Source organism: Leptotrichia sp. HSP-342 (assembly GCF_041199995.1).
In the GTDB taxonomy this organism is placed as follows: domain Bacteria; phylum Fusobacteriota; class Fusobacteriia; order Fusobacteriales; family Leptotrichiaceae; genus Leptotrichia; species Leptotrichia mesophila.
In genome coordinates, this window is record NZ_CP165646.1 from 923,632 (window position 1) to 941,233 (window position 17,602).

The 17,602-nt window shown below is 29.6% G+C and carries 42 protein-coding genes; all 42 read left to right on the forward strand.

The features are described 5' to 3' along the window. Window positions 1-6: 6 nt before the first annotated feature. Complete coding sequence (gene gmhA, locus AB8B23_RS04630) at window positions 7-636, forward strand: D-sedoheptulose 7-phosphate isomerase (RefSeq protein ID WP_021744100.1); 630 nt, start codon at window positions 7-9, stop codon at window positions 634-636. A 21-nt stretch (window positions 637-657) separates the two neighbouring features. Beyond that, the gene (locus tag AB8B23_RS04635) at window positions 658-2,028 is read left to right on the forward strand and encodes an MATE family efflux transporter (RefSeq protein ID WP_369713665.1); all 1,371 of its coding nucleotides are present in this window, start codon (window positions 658-660) and stop codon (window positions 2,026-2,028) included. Window positions 2,029-2,178: 150 nt separating this feature from the next. Further along, entirely contained in the window at window positions 2,179-2,514 is a 336-nt protein-coding gene (locus AB8B23_RS04640) for an MliC family protein (protein WP_369713666.1), read from the forward strand. 1,003 nt (window positions 2,515-3,517) lie between these two features. Next, window positions 3,518-4,870: a M18 family aminopeptidase gene (locus AB8B23_RS04645; RefSeq protein ID WP_369713667.1), complete on the forward strand. Its 1,353-nt coding sequence runs from the start codon at window positions 3,518-3,520 to the stop codon at window positions 4,868-4,870. Window positions 4,871-4,992: 122 nt separating this feature from the next. After that, window positions 4,993-5,532 carry a chromate transporter gene (locus tag AB8B23_RS04650; RefSeq protein ID WP_369713668.1) on the forward strand — a complete coding sequence of 180 codons (540 nt, stop codon included), beginning with the start codon at window positions 4,993-4,995 and terminating at the stop codon, window positions 5,530-5,532. Then, a complete protein-coding gene (locus AB8B23_RS04655; protein ID WP_369713669.1) occupies window positions 5,529-6,080 on the forward strand; it encodes a chromate transporter in 552 nt (183 codons plus the stop codon). Before AB8B23_RS04650 ends, AB8B23_RS04655 begins: the two co-directional genes overlap by 4 nt. A 162-nt stretch (window positions 6,081-6,242) precedes the next feature. Continuing rightward, window positions 6,243-6,974 carry a tetratricopeptide repeat protein gene (locus AB8B23_RS04660; protein WP_369713670.1) on the forward strand — a complete coding sequence of 244 codons (732 nt, stop codon included), beginning with the start codon at window positions 6,243-6,245 and terminating at the stop codon, window positions 6,972-6,974. 418 nt (window positions 6,975-7,392) lie between these two features. Then, on the forward strand, window positions 7,393-8,007 hold the full coding sequence (locus AB8B23_RS04665; RefSeq protein ID WP_369713671.1) for a tetratricopeptide repeat protein: 615 nt from the start codon (window positions 7,393-7,395) through the stop codon (window positions 8,005-8,007). Between the two features lie 96 nt (window positions 8,008-8,103). Further along, window positions 8,104-8,931 (forward strand): tRNA lysidine(34) synthetase, encoded by an 828-nt coding sequence (locus tag AB8B23_RS04670; protein WP_369713672.1) that lies wholly within the window; start codon window positions 8,104-8,106, stop codon window positions 8,929-8,931. 190 nt (window positions 8,932-9,121) lie between these two features. Next, on the forward strand, window positions 9,122-10,816 hold the full coding sequence (treC, locus tag AB8B23_RS04675; protein WP_369713673.1) for an alpha,alpha-phosphotrehalase: 1,695 nt from the start codon (window positions 9,122-9,124) through the stop codon (window positions 10,814-10,816). An 18-nt stretch (window positions 10,817-10,834) separates the two neighbouring features. Next, window positions 10,835-11,005: a hypothetical protein gene (locus AB8B23_RS04680; protein WP_369713674.1), complete on the forward strand. Its 171-nt coding sequence runs from the start codon at window positions 10,835-10,837 to the stop codon at window positions 11,003-11,005. A gap of 32 nt (window positions 11,006-11,037) precedes the next feature. Then, the gene (locus AB8B23_RS04685; protein WP_369713675.1) at window positions 11,038-11,190 is read left to right on the forward strand and encodes a hypothetical protein; all 153 of its coding nucleotides are present in this window, start codon (window positions 11,038-11,040) and stop codon (window positions 11,188-11,190) included. Between the two features lie 59 nt (window positions 11,191-11,249). Continuing rightward, the gene (locus AB8B23_RS04690) at window positions 11,250-11,399 is read left to right on the forward strand and encodes a hypothetical protein (protein WP_155827496.1); all 150 of its coding nucleotides are present in this window, start codon (window positions 11,250-11,252) and stop codon (window positions 11,397-11,399) included. Between the two features lie 41 nt (window positions 11,400-11,440). Next, window positions 11,441-11,590 carry a hypothetical protein gene (locus AB8B23_RS04695; protein WP_369713676.1) on the forward strand — a complete coding sequence of 50 codons (150 nt, stop codon included), beginning with the start codon at window positions 11,441-11,443 and terminating at the stop codon, window positions 11,588-11,590. 84 nt (window positions 11,591-11,674) lie between these two features. Continuing rightward, entirely contained in the window at window positions 11,675-11,827 is a 153-nt protein-coding gene (locus tag AB8B23_RS04700; protein ID WP_369713677.1) for a hypothetical protein, read from the forward strand. An 84-nt stretch (window positions 11,828-11,911) separates the two neighbouring features. Continuing rightward, window positions 11,912-12,064, forward strand: a complete 153-nt coding sequence (locus tag AB8B23_RS04705; protein ID WP_369713677.1) for a hypothetical protein — start codon at window positions 11,912-11,914, stop codon at window positions 12,062-12,064. 83 nt (window positions 12,065-12,147) lie between these two features. Then, window positions 12,148-12,309: a hypothetical protein gene (locus AB8B23_RS04710; RefSeq protein ID WP_021744116.1), complete on the forward strand. Its 162-nt coding sequence runs from the start codon at window positions 12,148-12,150 to the stop codon at window positions 12,307-12,309. Between the two features lie 91 nt (window positions 12,310-12,400). After that, window positions 12,401-12,562 (forward strand): hypothetical protein, encoded by a 162-nt coding sequence (locus tag AB8B23_RS04715; RefSeq protein WP_369713678.1) that lies wholly within the window; start codon window positions 12,401-12,403, stop codon window positions 12,560-12,562. Between the two features lie 37 nt (window positions 12,563-12,599). Further along, a complete protein-coding gene (locus tag AB8B23_RS04720; protein ID WP_369713679.1) occupies window positions 12,600-12,761 on the forward strand; it encodes a lipoprotein in 162 nt (53 codons plus the stop codon). Window positions 12,762-12,856: 95 nt separating this feature from the next. Beyond that, window positions 12,857-13,021, forward strand: a complete 165-nt coding sequence (locus AB8B23_RS04725) for a hypothetical protein (protein WP_369713680.1) — start codon at window positions 12,857-12,859, stop codon at window positions 13,019-13,021. Between the two features lie 49 nt (window positions 13,022-13,070). Beyond that, window positions 13,071-13,217, forward strand: coding sequence for a hypothetical protein (locus AB8B23_RS04730; RefSeq protein ID WP_021743522.1), 147 nt, complete (start codon window positions 13,071-13,073; stop codon window positions 13,215-13,217). A 94-nt stretch (window positions 13,218-13,311) separates the two neighbouring features. Next, window positions 13,312-13,473, forward strand: a complete 162-nt coding sequence (locus AB8B23_RS04735) for a hypothetical protein (RefSeq protein ID WP_155827480.1) — start codon at window positions 13,312-13,314, stop codon at window positions 13,471-13,473. Between the two features lie 35 nt (window positions 13,474-13,508). After that, window positions 13,509-13,652, forward strand: a complete 144-nt coding sequence (locus AB8B23_RS04740) for a hypothetical protein (protein WP_369713681.1) — start codon at window positions 13,509-13,511, stop codon at window positions 13,650-13,652. A gap of 32 nt (window positions 13,653-13,684) precedes the next feature. Then, entirely contained in the window at window positions 13,685-13,846 is a 162-nt protein-coding gene (locus tag AB8B23_RS04745) for a hypothetical protein (protein WP_369713682.1), read from the forward strand. Between the two features lie 36 nt (window positions 13,847-13,882). After that, window positions 13,883-14,035 (forward strand): hypothetical protein, encoded by a 153-nt coding sequence (locus AB8B23_RS04750; RefSeq protein WP_369713683.1) that lies wholly within the window; start codon window positions 13,883-13,885, stop codon window positions 14,033-14,035. 36 nt (window positions 14,036-14,071) lie between these two features. Further along, entirely contained in the window at window positions 14,072-14,233 is a 162-nt protein-coding gene (locus AB8B23_RS04755; RefSeq protein ID WP_369713684.1) for a hypothetical protein, read from the forward strand. 92 nt (window positions 14,234-14,325) lie between these two features. Continuing rightward, window positions 14,326-14,475 carry a hypothetical protein gene (locus AB8B23_RS04760; protein WP_021743517.1) on the forward strand — a complete coding sequence of 50 codons (150 nt, stop codon included), beginning with the start codon at window positions 14,326-14,328 and terminating at the stop codon, window positions 14,473-14,475. 46 nt (window positions 14,476-14,521) lie between these two features. Then, window positions 14,522-14,671 (forward strand): hypothetical protein, encoded by a 150-nt coding sequence (locus AB8B23_RS04765; RefSeq protein ID WP_369713685.1) that lies wholly within the window; start codon window positions 14,522-14,524, stop codon window positions 14,669-14,671. Between the two features lie 83 nt (window positions 14,672-14,754). After that, window positions 14,755-14,898 (forward strand): hypothetical protein, encoded by a 144-nt coding sequence (locus tag AB8B23_RS04770; RefSeq protein WP_369713686.1) that lies wholly within the window; start codon window positions 14,755-14,757, stop codon window positions 14,896-14,898. 51 nt (window positions 14,899-14,949) lie between these two features. Further along, on the forward strand, window positions 14,950-15,111 hold the full coding sequence (locus AB8B23_RS04775; protein WP_369713687.1) for a hypothetical protein: 162 nt from the start codon (window positions 14,950-14,952) through the stop codon (window positions 15,109-15,111). 64 nt (window positions 15,112-15,175) lie between these two features. Continuing rightward, window positions 15,176-15,325, forward strand: coding sequence for a hypothetical protein (locus AB8B23_RS04780; RefSeq protein WP_369713688.1), 150 nt, complete (start codon window positions 15,176-15,178; stop codon window positions 15,323-15,325). Between the two features lie 49 nt (window positions 15,326-15,374). Continuing rightward, window positions 15,375-15,524 (forward strand): hypothetical protein, encoded by a 150-nt coding sequence (locus tag AB8B23_RS04785; protein ID WP_155827475.1) that lies wholly within the window; start codon window positions 15,375-15,377, stop codon window positions 15,522-15,524. Window positions 15,525-15,574: 50 nt separating this feature from the next. After that, entirely contained in the window at window positions 15,575-15,727 is a 153-nt protein-coding gene (locus AB8B23_RS04790; RefSeq protein WP_369713689.1) for a hypothetical protein, read from the forward strand. 36 nt (window positions 15,728-15,763) lie between these two features. Then, the gene (locus AB8B23_RS04795) at window positions 15,764-15,928 is read left to right on the forward strand and encodes a hypothetical protein (RefSeq protein WP_021743510.1); all 165 of its coding nucleotides are present in this window, start codon (window positions 15,764-15,766) and stop codon (window positions 15,926-15,928) included. Between the two features lie 30 nt (window positions 15,929-15,958). After that, window positions 15,959-16,102 (forward strand): hypothetical protein, encoded by a 144-nt coding sequence (locus AB8B23_RS04800; protein WP_155827473.1) that lies wholly within the window; start codon window positions 15,959-15,961, stop codon window positions 16,100-16,102. A gap of 78 nt (window positions 16,103-16,180) precedes the next feature. Then, window positions 16,181-16,336, forward strand: a complete 156-nt coding sequence (locus AB8B23_RS04805; protein WP_196808112.1) for a hypothetical protein — start codon at window positions 16,181-16,183, stop codon at window positions 16,334-16,336. Between the two features lie 30 nt (window positions 16,337-16,366). Then, on the forward strand, window positions 16,367-16,516 hold the full coding sequence (locus AB8B23_RS04810) for a hypothetical protein (RefSeq protein WP_021743508.1): 150 nt from the start codon (window positions 16,367-16,369) through the stop codon (window positions 16,514-16,516). Between the two features lie 53 nt (window positions 16,517-16,569). Beyond that, the gene (locus AB8B23_RS04815; protein ID WP_021743507.1) at window positions 16,570-16,737 is read left to right on the forward strand and encodes a hypothetical protein; all 168 of its coding nucleotides are present in this window, start codon (window positions 16,570-16,572) and stop codon (window positions 16,735-16,737) included. 30 nt (window positions 16,738-16,767) lie between these two features. Then, complete coding sequence (locus AB8B23_RS04820) at window positions 16,768-16,929, forward strand: lipoprotein (RefSeq protein WP_314115172.1); 162 nt, start codon at window positions 16,768-16,770, stop codon at window positions 16,927-16,929. Between the two features lie 70 nt (window positions 16,930-16,999). Next, window positions 17,000-17,152: a hypothetical protein gene (locus AB8B23_RS04825; RefSeq protein ID WP_155827472.1), complete on the forward strand. Its 153-nt coding sequence runs from the start codon at window positions 17,000-17,002 to the stop codon at window positions 17,150-17,152. Between the two features lie 54 nt (window positions 17,153-17,206). Then, a complete protein-coding gene (locus AB8B23_RS04830) occupies window positions 17,207-17,368 on the forward strand; it encodes a hypothetical protein (protein WP_314115175.1) in 162 nt (53 codons plus the stop codon). Between the two features lie 65 nt (window positions 17,369-17,433). Beyond that, on the forward strand, window positions 17,434-17,583 hold the full coding sequence (locus AB8B23_RS04835; protein ID WP_369713690.1) for a hypothetical protein: 150 nt from the start codon (window positions 17,434-17,436) through the stop codon (window positions 17,581-17,583). Window positions 17,584-17,602 lie beyond the last annotated feature (19 nt).

Sequence of the window (17,602 nt, forward strand, 5' to 3'; positions counted from 1 at the left end):
AAAATTATGTTAAAAGAGAATATCAGAAATTCGTATTTAACAGCTTTTGAAACTGTGAAGGCATTTGTGGAAAATGAGGAAAATATTGAAAAAACAGAAAAAATTGCACAGGAATTAGCATTAGCCTATAAAAATGGGAAAAAATCGTTAATTGCAGGAAATGGTGGAAGTAACTGTGATGCGATGCACTTTGCAGAAGAATTTACAGGAAGATTTAGAAAAGACAGAAGAGCGCTTCCGTCTATAAGTATCAGCGATTCTTCCCATATCACATGTGTTGGAAATGATTACGGATTTGATTTTGTATTTGCAAAAGGTGTGGAAGCATTTGGGCAGGAAGGTGACTTTTTCTTTGGAATTTCAACTTCGGGAAATTCTAAAAATATAATTGAGGCTGTAAAATCGGCAAAAGAGCGAAATTTAAAAACTGTAGCACTGCTTGGAAAAGATGGCGGGAAATTAAAAGGAGTATGTGACTATGAATTCATAATTCCTGGAGAAACATCAGACAGGATTCAGGAAGTTCATATGATGATTCTGCATATTATAATTGAAGGTGTGGAAAGAATTTTATTTCCTGAAAACTATAGTTTCCTGAAAACTGTTAAAAATAAGTTGATTTCATTTTTTGAGTAATTCGGTTAATGTAGGAGGAAAATGAAAAAAAGTGTAAATATAGAAAAAATTAGAAATACAGAATATTTGAAATTAGCACTTGGGTTTACTTTGTCAACGCTGACAACGCCCTTGTTAAATTCTGTTGACACAGCAGTTGTAGGAAATCTTTCAAATCCAGTCTTTATAGGTGGAGTAACACTTGGAGGAACGATTTTTAATACAATTTATTGGCTATTTGGCTTTTTACGTGTTAGCACATCTGGATATTCTGCAAAGGCTTTTGGAGAAAATAATGAAAAGGAAGAAATTACAGTATTAATCCGTCCCATATTAATTTCACTTATTTTAGGATTTCTGTTTGTTATTTTTCAGAAAGCTATTTTATGGGGATTTATTCATTTTTTTGATGCTGGAAAGGAGATTACGAAATATATAGAAATTTATTTTAATATTCTAATATGGGGAGCCCCTTTCGTATTTCTGAACTATACATTTTTGGGATGGATAATGGGACGAAAAGAAATAAAAAAATGTCTAATTTTGCAACTTATGACAAATATTGTGAATATTTTTCTTGATTTATATTTTGTAGAAGTTTTAAGAATGGATGTTGCTGGAGTAGCAGCTGCTACACTAATTTCCCAAATTATGACAACTCTTTTATCAATTTTTATTATTTTAAGAACTTTTTCACTAAAAAAAATCTTATACAATATAAATTTGAAAGAAATATTTGATAGAAGCGAAATAAAAAAAGTTGGAGCAGTGAATTCAGATTTAGTGATTCGTACAGTCTGTTTACTGATAGCAACAAATTTATTCTTGGAAAAAGCTGCACATAACGGTAAAATAATATTAGCTGCAAATTCTATATTATTTCAAGTTCAATATCTGATGTCGTATATTTTTGATGGCTTTGCTAATGCATCAAGTGTGTTTTCAGGTATAGCGGCAGGAGAGAAAAATTTTAGAAAACTAAAATGGGTAATGAGAAAATCAATACAGTTTTGTATTATAATTTCAATATTTTTGAGTACAGCATTTGTTTTTGGAGGTAAAAAGCTGTTGTTGTTTTATACAAAAAATGCAGAAGTTATAAATATTGCAAATCAGTATAAAATTTGGATAATCATATTTCCATTAGTTGTAAGTTTTGGGCTAGTAATTTACGGAAATTTTACAGGCACAACAGAAACAGCATATATAAGAAATTCAATGTTACAATCGTTAGTATTTTTTCTAATAGTGTATTTTACAGTGATGCCAGTATATCAAAATCACGGATTATGGTTATCTTTCATAGTTTTTTCATTAGCAAGGTCGTTATTTTTAATGAGATATGTTAAAAAATTTTTGGAAAAATATAAATTGGAATTGAATGTAAAAACATCAATAAATAGTGGTATTTAGCTAGTTTTTACAATTATATGCTAAAAAAATTTTCATATAAGGAATTTTATTATGATTTCATTTTGAATAAATAGCTTTTTATAAGAAGTTTAACAGTTTTATGTGGTATATTACTGTTGAAACAAAATTTAAAGAAAAGGAATGATGAAGATGAAATTATTGAAAAAATCAATGCTAGTATTGTCTGTAATGACATTAATTGGAGGAATGAGTTTTGCCGCAACAGCTAAGAAAAGACCTGCTGCAAGAAAGGTAGCTTCAGAATCATATACTTGCGGTTCTGAAAGAATAACAGTTTCTTATCCAGCAACAAATACTGCTAGAGTAGTGACTAAAGCAGGGAATGTTTATAACCTTAAAGTAGCAGTATCAGGTAGTGGATCAAGATACGTTTCTAAAAATGGAAATGTAGAATTCTTCAAAGGTGGAAAAGATGCTATTTATAGAGGACCTAATGGTATTGAAAAATCTTGCACAAGAAGATAACAAAATTTATTCTTAATTAATTGAAAAACATAGCTGACAGATTAAAAAAGTCTGAAAGCTATGTTTTTTATTTAGTTTGATTTTAGGTAATATTATACTATTCACCGTTTAAATAGCGAATGTTTAATAAATTTTGAACTATAGGTTGTCAAACAGGTCTATTATATAAGCAAGTAAAATCAGTCGCCATTTCCCTTGCAACCCTGGCTCGTCTAAACATTTTTTTGAAATGTTTCTAAATTTTATTTTGGAAACTAGTCTAAACATTTATTATTTGAATAAACCTTGATTACTACGAAAACGAAACTCGCTAACACCCACTTTCGCAAATAAAGATTAGAACTACTCTATAAAATACATTTGTTATAAAGCTTCTGGCGAAAGAAATACATAAATGTGTTTAGTCGTTTTCATTCCAAAAAAATCACGACATTCTGTATTAAATTATAAAGATTATTATATTTAAATTCTTAAATTTAGAAAATATTAAATAAGCAAAATTTCGTTAAGAGAAAAAGAACTAAACACGAATGTGTTTCTTTCACTATAATTTTTATATCAAATATTAATTATTTGAATTATTCTAACTTTTTATTGTGAAAGTGAGCTTTTGGAAACCTTTCAAATTACATTACTTATTAAAAATAAATAAATCTTTGTTCAAAAGCGAGTTTTCTTTTTTTCTTATAAGAAAAAAGTGTGGGTGCTGGGAGATGGCGTTTGATCTCCCTGCTTAGAGTAACTTATATAAATAAAATAAGAAAAAACAATTATTAATTAGAATACCTTAGAATAAAAAATTAATAAATGGAAATGCAGGATCATAAAAAGAATCTTTAATTTGAATACCTGAAGATAGATTTGAAATAGTTTGAATATTTTTTACAATTTTACAAAAAAATATAAAAATTTTTTTGATTATCTAAAATTATGGGGTACAATATTGTTAATAGGGAAATGATTTTTAATAATGGAAATTAGAAATTGAGAGGAATGAATAAAGATGATACACACAACAAAAGAGTTAGAAGAGATACAGAAAAATTTTATTGAAATGGAAGTAAAAAGTTTTGCAAGGGAAGTTGTTGAATTTATTGATGAAAGTCCGAGCAGTTATCATGTTGTAAAGAATTGTTCAGATATTTTGGATGAAAATGGATTTGAGAGAATTATGCCTCGTGAAAAATGGGAGTTAAAAAAAGGAGGAAAATATTTTTTGAAAAAATCCAGCTCTACTATAATTGCAATTACAATTGGTGAAAATTTTGATGTGAGAAAAGGGTTTAAGATTTTTGGAGCACATACCGATTCTCCTTGTTTTAGGATAAAACCTAATCCTGAAATGGTGACAGAAAATATGGTGAGATTAAATACAGAAGTTTATGGAGGGCCTATTTTGAGTACATGGTTCGATAGACCGCTCTCTATTGCCGGACGTGTTATTGTGAAAGGCGAAAATCCATTTTTTCCAAAAACTGTAAAAATTAAGATAGATGAACCGCTTTTGACAATACCAAATCTTGCGATTCATCAGAATAGAGAAGTAAATAATGGAGTAAAAATTGATAAACAGAATGATGTCTTGCCTTTAATTTCACTTATTAATCATAATTTTGAGAAGGAAGGCTATCTTGAAAGAATTATTTTAGAAAAGACAGGAATAAAAAAAGAAGATATAATTGATTTTGACTTGTATTTATATGCAACAGAAAAAGGTTGTCTTTTAGGTGCAAATGAGGAATTTATATCTTCATCAAAAATTGACAATCTTGCTTCTGTCTATACAGGGTTGATTGGACTTGTGGAAGCTAAAGAAAATAAGGACAGGATTAATATTTTTGTAGCTTTTGACAATGAAGAGATAGGAAGTGCCACAAAACAGGGAGCTGATTCCAATTATCTTTTGAATACGCTGGAAAGAATTGCTTTGTCGTTAGGACTTGATAGAAGCGAGTTTTTACAGATGCTGGAAAGTTCATATATTTTATCAGCTGATGCGGCACATGCCGCACATCCTGCACATTTAGGCAAAACAGACCCTACAAACCGTGGAAGAATAAATGAGGGTGTTTCAATAAAAATTAGTGCAAAACAAAAATATACATCCGATGGATATTCAATTGCTGTAATCAGACAGCTTATTGAAGGAACGGATATACGGATTCAGCCTTTTGTAAATGAATCAAATGAACTTGGAGGAAGTACAATTGGACCTCTTTCTTCAACACATCTGGATATAGACGGAGTAGATTTGGGAGTTCCAATGTTTGCGATGCATTCGGTACGTGAATTATGTGGAATTTTTGACGTGTTTTATTTGAAGGAATTAGCAAAGGAATTTTTTTCAAAAGGATAAAAAATATTATTTTTAAAGAGATAGCAGTACATCGGCTATCTTTTTTTAATGGCAAGTTTGTTGTTTTTTTAGAGTATCTATGATAAAATGAAAATAATACGAAATAGTAGAAAGGTAGTAAAATGAAAGTGTATTTAGAATTATTCTGGATTTTTTTTAAGATAGGTACATTTACTCTCGGTGGTGGATATGCCATGGTTCCGCTCATACAGAATGAAATTGTGAATAAGAAAAAATGGATTGAGGAAGAGGAGTTTGTAAAGCTTTTGGCACTTGCCCAGTCTTCACCAGGTGCATTGGCTGTGAATGTTTCAGTTTTTGTGGGGTATAAGATGAAAAGATTGCTGGGGCTCATAACTACAGTTCTGGGAGCAACATTGCCGTCGTTCATAATTATTCTTGTAATAGCTTCATTATTTAGCAATATACAAGATAACATATATGTTATAAAGGCTTTTAAGGCTATAAGACCGATGGTGGTTGCATTAATTGCGGCGAGTGTCTATACAATTGGAAAATCGGCTAAAATTAATAAAAAAACGTTATGGATTGTGATTTTGGTTGCAGTAATGGTTGCCTTTCTTAGATTTCCGCCTATTGTTATGATTATTTTAGGTGCTTTTTTAGGAAATGTCTGGATGAATTGGAGGGGAAAAAGATGAGTTTGGTAATACTATTAGTGTTATTTTTTGTGTTTTTTAAAATAGGGCTGTTCAGTTTTGGTGGCGGATATGCAATCTTACCGCTTATTCAGGCAGATGTTGTAGATTTACATAAATGGGTAAATGTACAGCAGTTTACGGACATTGTGGCAATTTCACAGGTAACGCCGGGACCAATTTCATTAAATGCCGCAACTTATGTCGGTTATCTGATTGGAAACAAGACTGGATTTTGGGATGCATTTATAATGGGGACAGTCGCAACATTGGGATTAATTCTTCCGTCAGTTATTATAATGACAATTTTTAGTAAATTTTATTTAAAATTTCAAGATAATAAATATATGGACAATGCATTTGCAGGATTAAAAATTGTTGTTGTTGGATTAATTCTGGCAGCTGCAATAATGCTGGTTGATAAAAAGAATTTTATAGACTGGAAAAGTGCAGTAATATTTATTATTTCTGTGATACTTGTGCTAAAATGGAAAGTAAATCCAATATTGCTTACAGTAATCGCAGGAATTGCGGGAATAATAATTTACTAAATATAACTGTTTTCTTAAAAGTAAAAATTAATAAGCTGAGAAATTTTAAAAATAAATTTTGTAATGAAAATACATGGGAATATTTTATAATTATTAAAATATAAAATGAATAAATATCGATTTTTAATAAAAGAAAAGGATACGAAAGAAAAGAGGGAAATTATGAAAAAAAAATACACTATTGCATTATTAATATTAATTTTGGTATTTAGCTGTGGTAAAAAAGATAAAAAGACGCAAAATTCTCAAAGTAAGCCGAAGATTGAAAATATACAGGATGGTAAACTTAAGGAATTAACGAAAAAAGCTGAAAAAGGAGATGTGTTGGCACAGACTGAACTTGGAGATATGTATCTTCACGGAAATGGAGTAAAAGTAGATTACAAAAAATCTATGGAGTGGAGTAAAAAAGCTGCTGAAAAAGGAAGCTACCGTGCAATGACTAACATTGGAATTCTTTATCTTGATGGACTTGGTGTAGAAAAAGACTATAAAAAGGCTTTTGATTCATTTTCAAAGGCGACAGATGGCGGAGATACAAAAGGACCAAGATATTTAGGGATAATGTCTGAAAAAGGACTTGGTGTAAAAAAAAGCCTTGATGATGCCGCATTTTACTATGAAATTGGAGATAGCAGCGGAGACTTGACGTCACGATACAATCTCGGTAAAATTCATGAAAAAGTAGGAGATTATGCAAGATCAATAGAACTTTACAAAAAAACAGATGGAAGAATGGATAAAATTACAGCTCCAATGTACGAAGCACTTGGAGATTTATATGCGGCTGGAAAAGGTGTAGAAAAAAATACAAAGGAAGCTAAAGAATGGTATGAAAAAGCTGTAAAGTCTGGAAGTCAGGAAGCTCAAGATAAAATAGCAAAATTAAAATAGTCTTTAGAATTTTCATTTAATTTTTTATTTTAACAAGTTATAAAAAATTTGTAAATAATGTTATTTACTAAAATTGTTATTTATGATAAAATAAGTTAAGAAATTTAAATATATTCATATAACTATATAATTTTTATTTTAATTAAATATAAATTCTATAATTTCAGAAATTTAATTCTTAATTTTATAAATTTAAATTTTATGTGAACTATAAATATAATATTTAGATTGAATGTAAAATTAAGAGAACTTTATTTCAGACTATACTTTTTTACCTAAACTTTATAAGTTTTTGGAATTTTATAAAAATAAAAATTAATGAAAATAGAAAGGAGACGCTACGCTAATTATATGTAGTCTTTTTTATTAAAAGGTAGAAAATATTTTAATAAAAAAAGAAACGTAGCAGTAGGAAATAATGTTAGAAACATTGATTTTTAGAGAAATAAGATATAATGAAAATAATGAGCAGCTTCTCAAGGAAAATTTGGAAAAAATAAAAGAAAATCCTAATGATGTGGAAGTATTAAAAACATTAGCTTCCATCTATCACGCACTAAAAGAAAATGATAAAGCAATTGATATTTATGAAAAATTGGTAAAATTAAAACCTGAAGAAATAGAAACAAGAGCATTTCTAGGTTATTTGTACTATGAAAATGAAGAACTTGACAAAGCGGAAGAAAACTTTAATAAGGCACTTGATGTAAGCACAGAGGATGAACCGTTTATATTGTTCCTTTTGGGAAATATTTATTCAAGAAAAGGTAAAATCTCAGAAGCAGTTGACTGTTATGAGCTTGCTATATTCCTTGATTTTGATATGTATATTGCACATATTGATTTTGCTAGAAAATATGAACATATGGGACGACACCAAAAGGCGCTTGAAGAATACAGGGCAGCATTTAGAATTGATTCAAGGGATGAAGGACTTGTTGAAAAAATAAACTACATCGAAAATAAATGTAAAAATTCAGAAGATGAAGATAAAAAAGTAAATTTTTCAGGAGTAAATTTAGGAATTGTTTAAAATTAAACTGAATATTTTTAAATAAAATATAGTTTTAGAAAGTTGTCGTATGATAACTTTCTATTATTTTTTAAATGATGTTAAAGGAGAGAAAAAGTGGTAAATTTAGTATGTGAGGCTATTCTTCCAGATTGTCCGATGAAGGATGTGGAAGAAATTGAAAAAAGTATAATGACAACCTATAAAAAGAGCATATGGGCAAAATTTTTGAAGGCAATTAGTGATTTTGATATGATACAGGATGGGGACAAGATTGCGATTGGTGTATCTGGTGGAAAGGATAGCCTGCTTTTGGTAAAACTGTTTCAGGAATTGAAGAAAGACAAACGGAAGAATTTTGAATTTAAGGCAGTTAGTTTAAATCCTGGTTTTAGGAATTCTGATTTGGATAATTTTAAAAATAATTTGGACAAGTTAAATATTGACTGTGATATTATTAATACGAATATTTGGGAAATTGCAAATGAAAAGGCAAAAGACTATCCGTGTTTTTTATGTGCTAAAATGAGGCGTGGAATTTTGTATACGCAAGTAGAGGAACTTGGATTTAATAAATTGACGCTTGGGCATCATTTTGATGATGTAATTGAAACAACTCTTATAAACATGCTTTATGCAGGAACAATGAAGACAATGACTCCAAAAGTTCCATCAACTTCTGGAAAATTGGAACTAATTCGTCCATTAATCTATGTAAAGGAAGCTGATATAATTGATTACACAAAAACAAATGGAATCCGTGCGATGAACTGTGGATGTACAATCGAAGCTGGAAAAACTTCGAGCAAACGTAGGGAAGTAAAAAATTTATTAGCCGAACTTGAAGAAAAAAATCCGGGAGTAAAGCAAAGTGTGTTTAATTCAATGAAAAATATAAATCTGGATTATGTTTTTGGATATACAGGTGGAAAGGAAGCAGAATAAATAAAGATAATTAATAGCTTTATATAGTAGTGAAATAAAATTTTATACCATTGTGGTAGTAAATGTTTGAGTAGTCATAGACTGCTCTTTTTTTTTAGGGAGAAGTAGAGAATCTGGTTGTACATACGAGTATAATAAGGTATAATTAAAAAGAAATAATGAAATAAATAAAAAGTTAGGAGCTGATTTTATGGAAAAAAATTTTAATCAAAAATGGTGGCACAAATCTGTAGTTTACCAAATTTATCCAAAGAGTTTCAATGATACGACTGGAAGTGGAGAAGGAGATATAAGAGGAATTATTGAGAAACTTGATTATCTGAAGGAACTTGGAGTGGAAGTAATCTGGATTACTCCAATGTATAAATCTCCACAGAATGACAATGGATACGATATAAGTGACTACTACAATATTGATCCTAATTACGGAACAATGGCAGATTTTGAGGAAATGCTTACAGAAGCACATAAAAGAAATTTAAAAATAGTGATGGATATTGTTGTAAATCACTCTTCTACTGAAAATGAATGGTTTAAAAAGTCTGAAGCTGGAGATCCTGAATATAAAGATTTCTATATATGGAAAGATGCAGTTGATGGAAAAGAGCCTACAAACTGGCAATCTAAATTTGGAGGAAATGCCTGGCAATATTCAGAAAAGAGAAGACAGTATTATCTTCACTTGTTTGATGTTACGCAAGCTGATTTAAACTGGGAAAATGAAAATGTAAGAAAAAAGGTATATGAAATGATAAAATTTTGGCTAAATAAAGGTGTGGATGGATTTAGACTGGATGTTATAAATCTTATATCAAAGGATCAGAGATTTTTAAATGATGACGGAAGTGATACAAGATTTGTTCCTGACGGAAGAAGATTTTATACAGATGGGCCTAGAATCCATGAATTTTTGAAGGAAATGAATAAAGAAGCCTTTGGAGGAGGAGAGCTTATCACAGTGGGAGAAATGTCTTCCACAAGCCTTGATAACTGTATCAGATATTCAAATCCTGATGAAAAGGAATTATCAATGGCATTTTCATTTCATCATCTGAAGGTGGATTATCCAAATGGGGAGAAATGGGCGAAAGCACCATTTGATTTTGTGGAATTGAAAAAAATATTCTCTAAATGGCAAATTGGAATGTATGAAGGAAATGGATGGAATGCAACTTTTTGGAATAACCATGATCAGCCAAGAGCATTATCAAGATTTGGAAATGATAAGGAATATCATAGTGAATCGGCTAAAATGCTTGCCACAGTTCTTCACGGATTACAGGGAACGCCTTACATTTATCAAGGGGAAGAATTTGGAATGACAAATCCATATTTTGATGAGATTAGTAAATATCGTGATGTAGAATCAACTAATAATTACAAAATTTTACTTAATAAAGGATGTTCAGAAGAAGAAGCCATCGAAATCTTAATGCAAAAATCAAGAGATAATTCAAGAACGCCTGTCCAATGGAATGATTCTGAAAATGCAGGATTTACAACTGGAACTCCATGGATTGGAATACCTAAAAATTATAAGACAATTAATGCTGAAGCGGCTTTAAAAGATAAAAATTCAGTATTCTATCATTATAAAAAATTAATCGATTTAAGAAGAAATGAAGAATTGATGGTAACAGGAAAATATGAAGACATTGATTTGGAAAACAAAAGTGTTTATGCCTATAAACGTGTTGGAGAAAAAGGAGAACTAATTGTAATTAGCAATTTCTATGGAACAGAAGCAGAATTCGAGATGGAAGGAAATGGAATTAAAAGCTTGGAAAATGCTCAAATTTTATTATCAAATTATGAAACTAATCCTGAAATTAAAGGTGAAAAAATTATTTTGAAGCCTTATGAGTCGATTATTTTCAAAAGGTAGCTGAATTTTTTAAGGAAAATGAAAAAGGAATTGATGATATATGAAAAGAATAATAATATTAATTATATCGGTAATGACGTTGCAAGCTGTTCCTATCTTGATGCATCAAGGGAAGAAATGAACAAAAGAGGAGTTGAGTGCAGATATAATAAAAGAGGCGGAGTTGAAAATTGTCGATATATGGATTGATAATTTTAGTCATATAGAAGGAGATGATTTGTATGAAAAAGTTAATAGTGCTGATATTACTGGTATCAGTACTGGTTGTAAATTGTTCATATTTTGAAGGAGCGGAAAAAGAGCGAAGAGAGCGAGGCTGGGAATGCCGGTACAACTATAAAGGAGAAATGCAGCATTGTGGTTATATAAATTAAAAAAATTAATATATGAAAGATTAATTGGGTTAAAAAACATAATAAAGGAGATGGTAAGAATGAAAAACTTAGTAATTTTAGTTATTTTGATATTAACTGCTATAAGTTGTTCTTATGTGGAAAGTGGAGAAAGACAATTAAGAGAAAGAGGTTGGGAATGCCTATACAATGGTAAGGGAGAAGTTCAAGTCTGTGGATTTATAAACTAATAGTCTTAAATTATGTAGTATAATAAAAAGGAGATAATGAAATGAAAAACTTAGCGATTTTAATTATATTAATGTTAACTGTTATAAGTTGCTCATATTTTGAAGGAGCAGAAAGAACGATGAAAGAAAGAGGATATGAGTGTATGTATACTTATAAAGGAGAACTACAGGGTTGCAATTATATAAAATAGATATAATTTAGAATTTTATAAAATGCAGATTTTTTAGATAGAAGATTAATTGGGTTTGAGATAATAAAAAAGGAGATGATATATATGAAAAGAATAATGATATTGATTGTACTAGTGTCAGTATTAGTTGTAAATTGTTCATATTTTGAGGGTGCTGAAAGGACTGAAAGAGAAAGAGGATATGAGTGTATGTATACTTATAAAGGAGAACTACAGGGTTGCAATTATATAAAATAGATATAATTTAGCATTTTATAAAATGCAGATTTTTTAGATAGAAGATTAATTGGGTTTGAGATAATAAAAAAGGAGATGATATATATGAAAAGAATAATGATATTGATTGTACTAGTGTCAGTATTAGTTGTAAATTGTTCATATTTTGAGGGTGCTGAAAGGACTGAAAGAGAAAGAGGATATGAGTGTATGTATACTTATAAAGGAGAACTACAGGGTTGCAATTATATAAAATAGAAATAATTTAGTATTTTAAAAACAGAGATTTTTTAAATAATAAAATTAATTGAGTTTAAAATATAAAAAGGGAGATGATTTGTATGAAAAAAATAATAATATTAGTTACATTAACTGCAATGATAATGAGCTGTTCCGAGCTTGCTAGAATGGAGGAGGAATATCAGCAGGATCTTAGAGAGAGGGGACGAGAATGCATGTATAATTATAAGGGAGAATTACAGGGGTGTAATTATATAAAATAGAGATAGTTTAGTATTTTATAAAACATAGGAAATACAGATTTTTTAGAAAGAATTAATTGATTTCAAAATGATGATAAAGGAGATGAATTATATGAAAAAAATAATAATATTAGTTATATTAACTGCAATGATAATGAGCTGTTCTGAGCTTGCTAGAATGGAGGAGGAATATCAGCAGGATCTTAGAGAGAGGGGGATAAGATGCCGATATAACTACAAAGGAGAATTACAACATTGTGGTTATATAAATTAATAATTATAGCAATTATAGCATAAGGAGATAATTAATTATGAAAAAAATAATAGTATTAATTGTATTACTGTTAATAGTAACTAGTTGTTCTGAACTTTCCGAATTAGAATCTGGAAGACAACAAAGAATAAAAGAAAGGGGACGGGAATGCATGTATAATTATAAGGGAGAATTACAAGGTTGTAATTATATGAAATAGAAATGATTTAGTATTTTATAAAATACAAAAAATGCAGATTTTTTTAGATAAAAAATTAATCGAGTTTAAAATAATGAAAAAGGAGCTGAGCAAGTATGAAAAAATTAATGGTGTTGATAGTATTAACATCCGCATTAGTTGTAAGCTGTTCTTATTTTTCTGAACTTAATGAAATAGCTGAAAATGAAAAAAGAGAAAGAGGTTGGAGATGCCGATACAACTATAGAGGTGAGATACAACATTGTGGTTATATAAATTAAAGAAGAAAAGATTAATTGAGTTAAAAACATAATAAAGAAGGTGATAAGTATGAAAAAAGTAGTAATTTCAGTTATTTTGATGTTAACTGCCATAAGCTGTTCATATGTAGAGGGAGGAGAAAGATTAATAAGAGAAAGGGGAGTTGAATGTCTATATAATTATAAAGGGGAATTACAGATTTGTAATCTAAAATAAAGATAAATTTAGTATTTTGAAAAATACAGGAAATACTGATTCTTTAGATAAAAGGTTAATTGGGTTTAAAATACTGAAAAAGGAGTCGAATTACATGAAAAAAGTAATAATTTTGATTGTGTTAGCAATGGCTACAATAAGATGTACTGAACTTGCAGAACTTAATGACGAAGAAGAAAGAATAAGAAATGAGAGAGGAGCTGAATGCAGATATAATAAAAGAGGCGGAGTTGAGAATTGCCGATATATGGATTAATAATTATAAGTTATACAAGAAAAGGAGATTATAATATGAAGAAATTAGAGATTTTATTTATATTAATGATGACAGTTGCAAGTTGTTCATATCTTGATGGAAGTGAAGCTCGAAGAAGAGGGCGGGAATGCAGATATAATAAAAGGGGTGGACTTGAAAGTTGCCGTTTTATAAATTAGTAATTGAAAAAAATAATAAAGGGATGGTGTATATGAAAAAAGTAATAGCGCTGATTATATTGTCATTAACAATGGTAAGTTGTTCTGAACTTGCTGAAATGGAAGCAAGAAGTCAACAAAGAAGGATGGAAAGAGGACGGCAATGCAGATATAACTATAAAGGGGAAGTACAGCATTGTGGCTATATAAATTAATAATTAAAATAATCGTAGTATAGGGAGATGGTTTATATGAAGAAAATAATGATACTGACAGTACTAATATTATTACTAATTGTAAATTGTTCATATTTTGAAGGTGCTGAAAGGGCTGAAAGAGAAAGAGGCTGGGAATGCCGATACAACTATAAAGGAGAAGTTCAAGTCTGTGGTTATATAAATTAATAATTAAAACAACCGTAGCATAGGGAGATGATTAGTATGAAAAAAATAATAGCATTGATTATATTGCTAGCAAGTGTAATGAGCTGCTCTGAACTTGCCGAAATGGAAGCGAAAAGTCAACAGATAAAAAGGGAAAGAGGTTGGGAATGTATGTATAACTATAAGGGAGAGATACAGGGTTGCAACTATATAAAATAGACATAGTTTAGCCTTTTATGAAATACGGGAAATACAGATTTTTAGATAAAAAGTTAATTGAGTTTAAAAGAACGATAAAGGAGATGGTAAGCATGAAAAAATTGGTGATTTTAATTATATTAATCTTAACTGCTATAAGTTGCTCATATATGGAAGGAGGAGAAAGATTAATAAGAGAAAGAGGACGACGATGCAGATATAACTACAAAGGAGAGGTACAACATTGTGAGTTTATAAACTAATATATATCTAATATTAGAGGAAAATATAATGAGGGAGATAGATTGCATGAAAAAAATAATAATTTTGATTATATTAGTAATATCTACTGTAAGCTGTTCATATTTTGAAGGAGCTGAAAGAGCAGAAAAAGAAAGGGGTCGGGAATGTAGGTATAACTATAAAGGAGAATTACAGGGTTGTTATTATACAAGATAGAAATTATTTAATGTTTTAAAATATGTAGAGAGTATAAATTTTTTATTTGATGGAACTTAAAATATGATAAAGGAGTTAATAATATGAAAAAATTAGCAATTTTAGTTGTATTAATGATGATAGTTGCGAGTTGTTCGTATCTTGATGGAAGTGAAGCTAGAAGAAGAGGTTGGGAATGCCTGTATAATGGCAAGGGAGAAATTCAAGTTTGTGGTTATGTAAACTAATAATTGTAATTTAGTAAATCATATAGAAAAGTGATAAAGGAGATAGGTTGTATGAAAAAAATAATAATTTTGATTATATTGCTAGCAAATGTAATGAGCTGTTCTGAGCTTGCCGAGTTGGAAGCAGGACATCAGCAAAGGATGAGGGAAAGAGGGATGGAATGTATGTACAATTATAAGGGAGAAGTGCAAGGTTGTAATTATATAAGATAGAAATTATTTATTTAATAAAACTTGATAATTAAACAAAGAAAATGTGCTAAAGAAGGTGATATGTGTGAAAAAAATAATGATTTTAGTTGTTTTAATGATGTCAGTATCAAATTGTACTGCTTTTAAAATATCGGAACAAATGGAAAGGGAACGTGGGAAAGCATGTACTTATGATTATAAAGGTAATTATAAATATTGTGAATACGAAAGGTAATGAAACAATCAAAAAATTTATAAAAATGACGATAAAGGAGATAGCAAAAATGAAAAAATTGGCGATTTTAATTATATTAATGTTAACAGTTATGAGTTGTTCATATATGGAAGGTGGAGAAAGATTAATAAGAGAAAGAGGCATGAGATGCAGATACAATTATAAAGGAGAATTACAGCACTGTGGCTTTATAAACTAATCATGATTTGTGTAATATTATCAAGAAATGTAATAAGGGAGATGGTATGTGTGAAAAAAATAATGGTGTTAGCGGTATTAATAATGACATTGGTTGTAAGCTGTTCTTATCTTGAAGAAGCAGAAAAAGAGCAGAGAGAAAGAGGGGTTGAATGTAGATATGGTAAAAGAGGCGGTCTTGAAAACTGCCGTTATATAAATTAATAGTTTAGAAAATTATATTAAAGGAGTTGATATTATATGAAAAAATTAATAATTTTAGTCATACCAGTATCGTTACTAATTATGAGCTGTACCGAACTTGCAGATATGGAAGCAAGGAGACAACAGAGAATAGAAGAAAGAGGAGTTGAATGCAGATATAATAAAAGAGGAGGAGTTGAAAATTGCCGTTATGCAAATTAACAGCTAGAAAAAATAAAGGAGAAAATAAAGATGAAGAAATTGATAATTTTAGCTATATTAATAATGACTGTTATAAGCTGTTCATATCTTGATGGAAGTGAAGCCCAAAGAAGAGGGCGACGATGTAGATACAATTATAAAGGAGAGGTACAGCATTGCGGATATATAAACTAAAAAAATATATAGAAAACATATTTCGTTCATTAAGGGGGTTAGTTGAATTTAAAAAAGATGTTGATGGAGCTGATATGTATGAAAAAAATATTGATGTTGATGATACTGGTATTAGCATTAGTTACAAGCTGTTCGTATTTTGAAAGTGCTGAAAGGATTGAAAGGGAACGGGGAGGAGTTGAATGCAGATATAATAAAAGGGGTGGGGTTGAGGATTGCCGTTATGCAAATTAGTGGCTAGAAAAAATAAGGGAGCTGATATATATGAAAAAATTATTAATTTTAGTTATCTTAATGATGACCACAATAAGCTGTTCTTATATGGAAGGTGGAGAAAGACAAATGAGAGAGCGAGGCTGGGAATGCAGATATAATGGTAAAGGAGAAGTACAACATTGTGGTTTTATAAACTAAATAGCTATAATTGTATGTAATATCATAGAAAAATATAAAAAGGAGATGACAATATGAAAAAGATACTGATATTAATTATATTAGTAACGATAACTATTTTTAATTGTACAGAAAGAGATTTGATGATAATGAGAGATGCGGACAGAGAAATGAATGAAAGAGGGCTTGAATGCAGATACAATAAAAGGGGCGGGGTTGAAAATTGCCGTTATGCAAATTAACAGCTAGAAAAAATAAAGGAGATGGTAAAGATGAAAAAAATGATAGCATTAATTGTATTATTATTAACAGTGGCAAGCTGTTCTGAACTTGCTGAGCTGGAAGCGGGGCATCAGCAAAGAATGAGAGAAAGAGGTATGAGATGCAGATATAATTATAAAGGAGAATTACAGCATTGTGGCTATATAAATTAATAAAAAAGCTGAATCTAAAAATTATAAATTAATAATTATAGCAATCATAATGCAAGGAGATGATTTTTATATGAAAAAAATATTGATGTTGATAATATTAGTATTGGTATTGGTTGTAAATTGTTCGTATTTCGAAGGTGCTGAAAGAGCCAGAAGAGAACGTGGAAGAGAGTGTACATACAATAGTAGAGGAGAAGCACAAGTTTGTGGTTATATAAAATAAGATTTTCCATTTGTAAAGGAGAAACAAGAAATTATATGGAAGGAGATGAAGAAAATGAAAAAAATGATAGCATTAATTATATTACTGGTAACTGTAATGAGCTGTACTGAACTTACAGAAATGGAAGCAAGAAGACAACAGAGAATAAGAGAAAAAGGGCAGGTATGCACTTATGATTATAAAGGTAATTATAAATATTGTGAATATGAAAGATAATAAAATTAGAAATTTTTATAAAAAAATTGAATAAATAAAAAATAAGAAGAATGGAGTTGATAAGTGTGAAGAAAATAATATTATTACTAACATTATTAATATTGATATCAAGCTGTACTGCATTTGAAATAGCAAATCAAATGGAAAAGGAGAGAGGTCGAGAATGTAGATATAATTATAAAGGAGAAGTGCAAAATTGTGGCTATATAAATTAAAAAATTAACGAACAAAAGA

What these genes read in the sequence shown, in the direction of transcription:
- AB8B23_RS04830 (WP_314115175.1), top strand. Translation starts at nt 17,207, where the DNA reads ATGAAAAAAATGATAGCATTAATTATATTACTGGTAACTGTAATGAGC.
- AB8B23_RS04660 (WP_369713670.1), top strand. Translation starts at nt 6,243, where the DNA reads ATGAAAAAAAAATACACTATTGCATTATTAATATTAATTTTGGTATTT.
- AB8B23_RS04815 (WP_021743507.1), top strand. Translation starts at nt 16,570, where the DNA reads ATGAAAAAGATACTGATATTAATTATATTAGTAACGATAACTATTTTT.
- AB8B23_RS04805 (WP_196808112.1), top strand. Translation starts at nt 16,181, where the DNA reads ATGAAAAAAATATTGATGTTGATGATACTGGTATTAGCATTAGTTACA.
- AB8B23_RS04820 (WP_314115172.1), top strand. Translation starts at nt 16,768, where the DNA reads ATGAAAAAAATGATAGCATTAATTGTATTATTATTAACAGTGGCAAGC.
- AB8B23_RS04770 (WP_369713686.1), top strand. Translation starts at nt 14,755, where the DNA reads ATGAAAAAATTAGCAATTTTAGTTGTATTAATGATGATAGTTGCGAGT.
- AB8B23_RS04665 (WP_369713671.1), top strand. Translation starts at nt 7,393, where the DNA reads ATGTTAGAAACATTGATTTTTAGAGAAATAAGATATAATGAAAATAAT.
- AB8B23_RS04730 (WP_021743522.1), top strand. Translation starts at nt 13,071, where the DNA reads ATGAAAAAAGTAGTAATTTCAGTTATTTTGATGTTAACTGCCATAAGC.
- AB8B23_RS04700 (WP_369713677.1), top strand. Translation starts at nt 11,675, where the DNA reads ATGAAAAGAATAATGATATTGATTGTACTAGTGTCAGTATTAGTTGTA.
- AB8B23_RS04680 (WP_369713674.1), top strand. Translation starts at nt 10,835, where the DNA reads ATGAAAAAGGAATTGATGATATATGAAAAGAATAATAATATTAATTAT.
- AB8B23_RS04705 (WP_369713677.1), top strand. Translation starts at nt 11,912, where the DNA reads ATGAAAAGAATAATGATATTGATTGTACTAGTGTCAGTATTAGTTGTA.
- AB8B23_RS04810 (WP_021743508.1), top strand. Translation starts at nt 16,367, where the DNA reads ATGAAAAAATTATTAATTTTAGTTATCTTAATGATGACCACAATAAGC.
- AB8B23_RS04720 (WP_369713679.1), top strand. Translation starts at nt 12,600, where the DNA reads ATGAAAAAAATAATAGTATTAATTGTATTACTGTTAATAGTAACTAGT.
- AB8B23_RS04760 (WP_021743517.1), top strand. Translation starts at nt 14,326, where the DNA reads ATGAAAAAATTGGTGATTTTAATTATATTAATCTTAACTGCTATAAGT.
- AB8B23_RS04745 (WP_369713682.1), top strand. Translation starts at nt 13,685, where the DNA reads ATGAAAAAAGTAATAGCGCTGATTATATTGTCATTAACAATGGTAAGT.
- AB8B23_RS04655 (WP_369713669.1), top strand. Translation starts at nt 5,529, where the DNA reads ATGAGTTTGGTAATACTATTAGTGTTATTTTTTGTGTTTTTTAAAATA.
- AB8B23_RS04795 (WP_021743510.1), top strand. Translation starts at nt 15,764, where the DNA reads ATGAAAAAATTAATAATTTTAGTCATACCAGTATCGTTACTAATTATG.
- AB8B23_RS04685 (WP_369713675.1), top strand. Translation starts at nt 11,038, where the DNA reads ATGAAAAAGTTAATAGTGCTGATATTACTGGTATCAGTACTGGTTGTA.
- AB8B23_RS04825 (WP_155827472.1), top strand. Translation starts at nt 17,000, where the DNA reads ATGAAAAAAATATTGATGTTGATAATATTAGTATTGGTATTGGTTGTA.
- AB8B23_RS04710 (WP_021744116.1), top strand. Translation starts at nt 12,148, where the DNA reads ATGAAAAAAATAATAATATTAGTTACATTAACTGCAATGATAATGAGC.
- AB8B23_RS04765 (WP_369713685.1), top strand. Translation starts at nt 14,522, where the DNA reads ATGAAAAAAATAATAATTTTGATTATATTAGTAATATCTACTGTAAGC.
- AB8B23_RS04695 (WP_369713676.1), top strand. Translation starts at nt 11,441, where the DNA reads ATGAAAAACTTAGCGATTTTAATTATATTAATGTTAACTGTTATAAGT.
- AB8B23_RS04785 (WP_155827475.1), top strand. Translation starts at nt 15,375, where the DNA reads ATGAAAAAATTGGCGATTTTAATTATATTAATGTTAACAGTTATGAGT.
- AB8B23_RS04690 (WP_155827496.1), top strand. Translation starts at nt 11,250, where the DNA reads ATGAAAAACTTAGTAATTTTAGTTATTTTGATATTAACTGCTATAAGT.
- gmhA (WP_021744100.1), top strand. Translation starts at nt 7, where the DNA reads ATGTTAAAAGAGAATATCAGAAATTCGTATTTAACAGCTTTTGAAACT.
- AB8B23_RS04635 (WP_369713665.1), top strand. Translation starts at nt 658, where the DNA reads ATGAAAAAAAGTGTAAATATAGAAAAAATTAGAAATACAGAATATTTG.
- AB8B23_RS04800 (WP_155827473.1), top strand. Translation starts at nt 15,959, where the DNA reads ATGAAGAAATTGATAATTTTAGCTATATTAATAATGACTGTTATAAGC.
- AB8B23_RS04775 (WP_369713687.1), top strand. Translation starts at nt 14,950, where the DNA reads ATGAAAAAAATAATAATTTTGATTATATTGCTAGCAAATGTAATGAGC.
- AB8B23_RS04755 (WP_369713684.1), top strand. Translation starts at nt 14,072, where the DNA reads ATGAAAAAAATAATAGCATTGATTATATTGCTAGCAAGTGTAATGAGC.
- AB8B23_RS04640 (WP_369713666.1), top strand. Translation starts at nt 2,179, where the DNA reads ATGAAATTATTGAAAAAATCAATGCTAGTATTGTCTGTAATGACATTA.
- treC (WP_369713673.1), top strand. Translation starts at nt 9,122, where the DNA reads ATGGAAAAAAATTTTAATCAAAAATGGTGGCACAAATCTGTAGTTTAC.
- AB8B23_RS04650 (WP_369713668.1), top strand. Translation starts at nt 4,993, where the DNA reads ATGAAAGTGTATTTAGAATTATTCTGGATTTTTTTTAAGATAGGTACA.
- AB8B23_RS04645 (WP_369713667.1), top strand. Translation starts at nt 3,518, where the DNA reads ATGATACACACAACAAAAGAGTTAGAAGAGATACAGAAAAATTTTATT.
- AB8B23_RS04715 (WP_369713678.1), top strand. Translation starts at nt 12,401, where the DNA reads ATGAAAAAAATAATAATATTAGTTATATTAACTGCAATGATAATGAGC.
- AB8B23_RS04750 (WP_369713683.1), top strand. Translation starts at nt 13,883, where the DNA reads ATGAAGAAAATAATGATACTGACAGTACTAATATTATTACTAATTGTA.
- AB8B23_RS04725 (WP_369713680.1), top strand. Translation starts at nt 12,857, where the DNA reads ATGAAAAAATTAATGGTGTTGATAGTATTAACATCCGCATTAGTTGTA.
- AB8B23_RS04740 (WP_369713681.1), top strand. Translation starts at nt 13,509, where the DNA reads ATGAAGAAATTAGAGATTTTATTTATATTAATGATGACAGTTGCAAGT.
- AB8B23_RS04735 (WP_155827480.1), top strand. Translation starts at nt 13,312, where the DNA reads ATGAAAAAAGTAATAATTTTGATTGTGTTAGCAATGGCTACAATAAGA.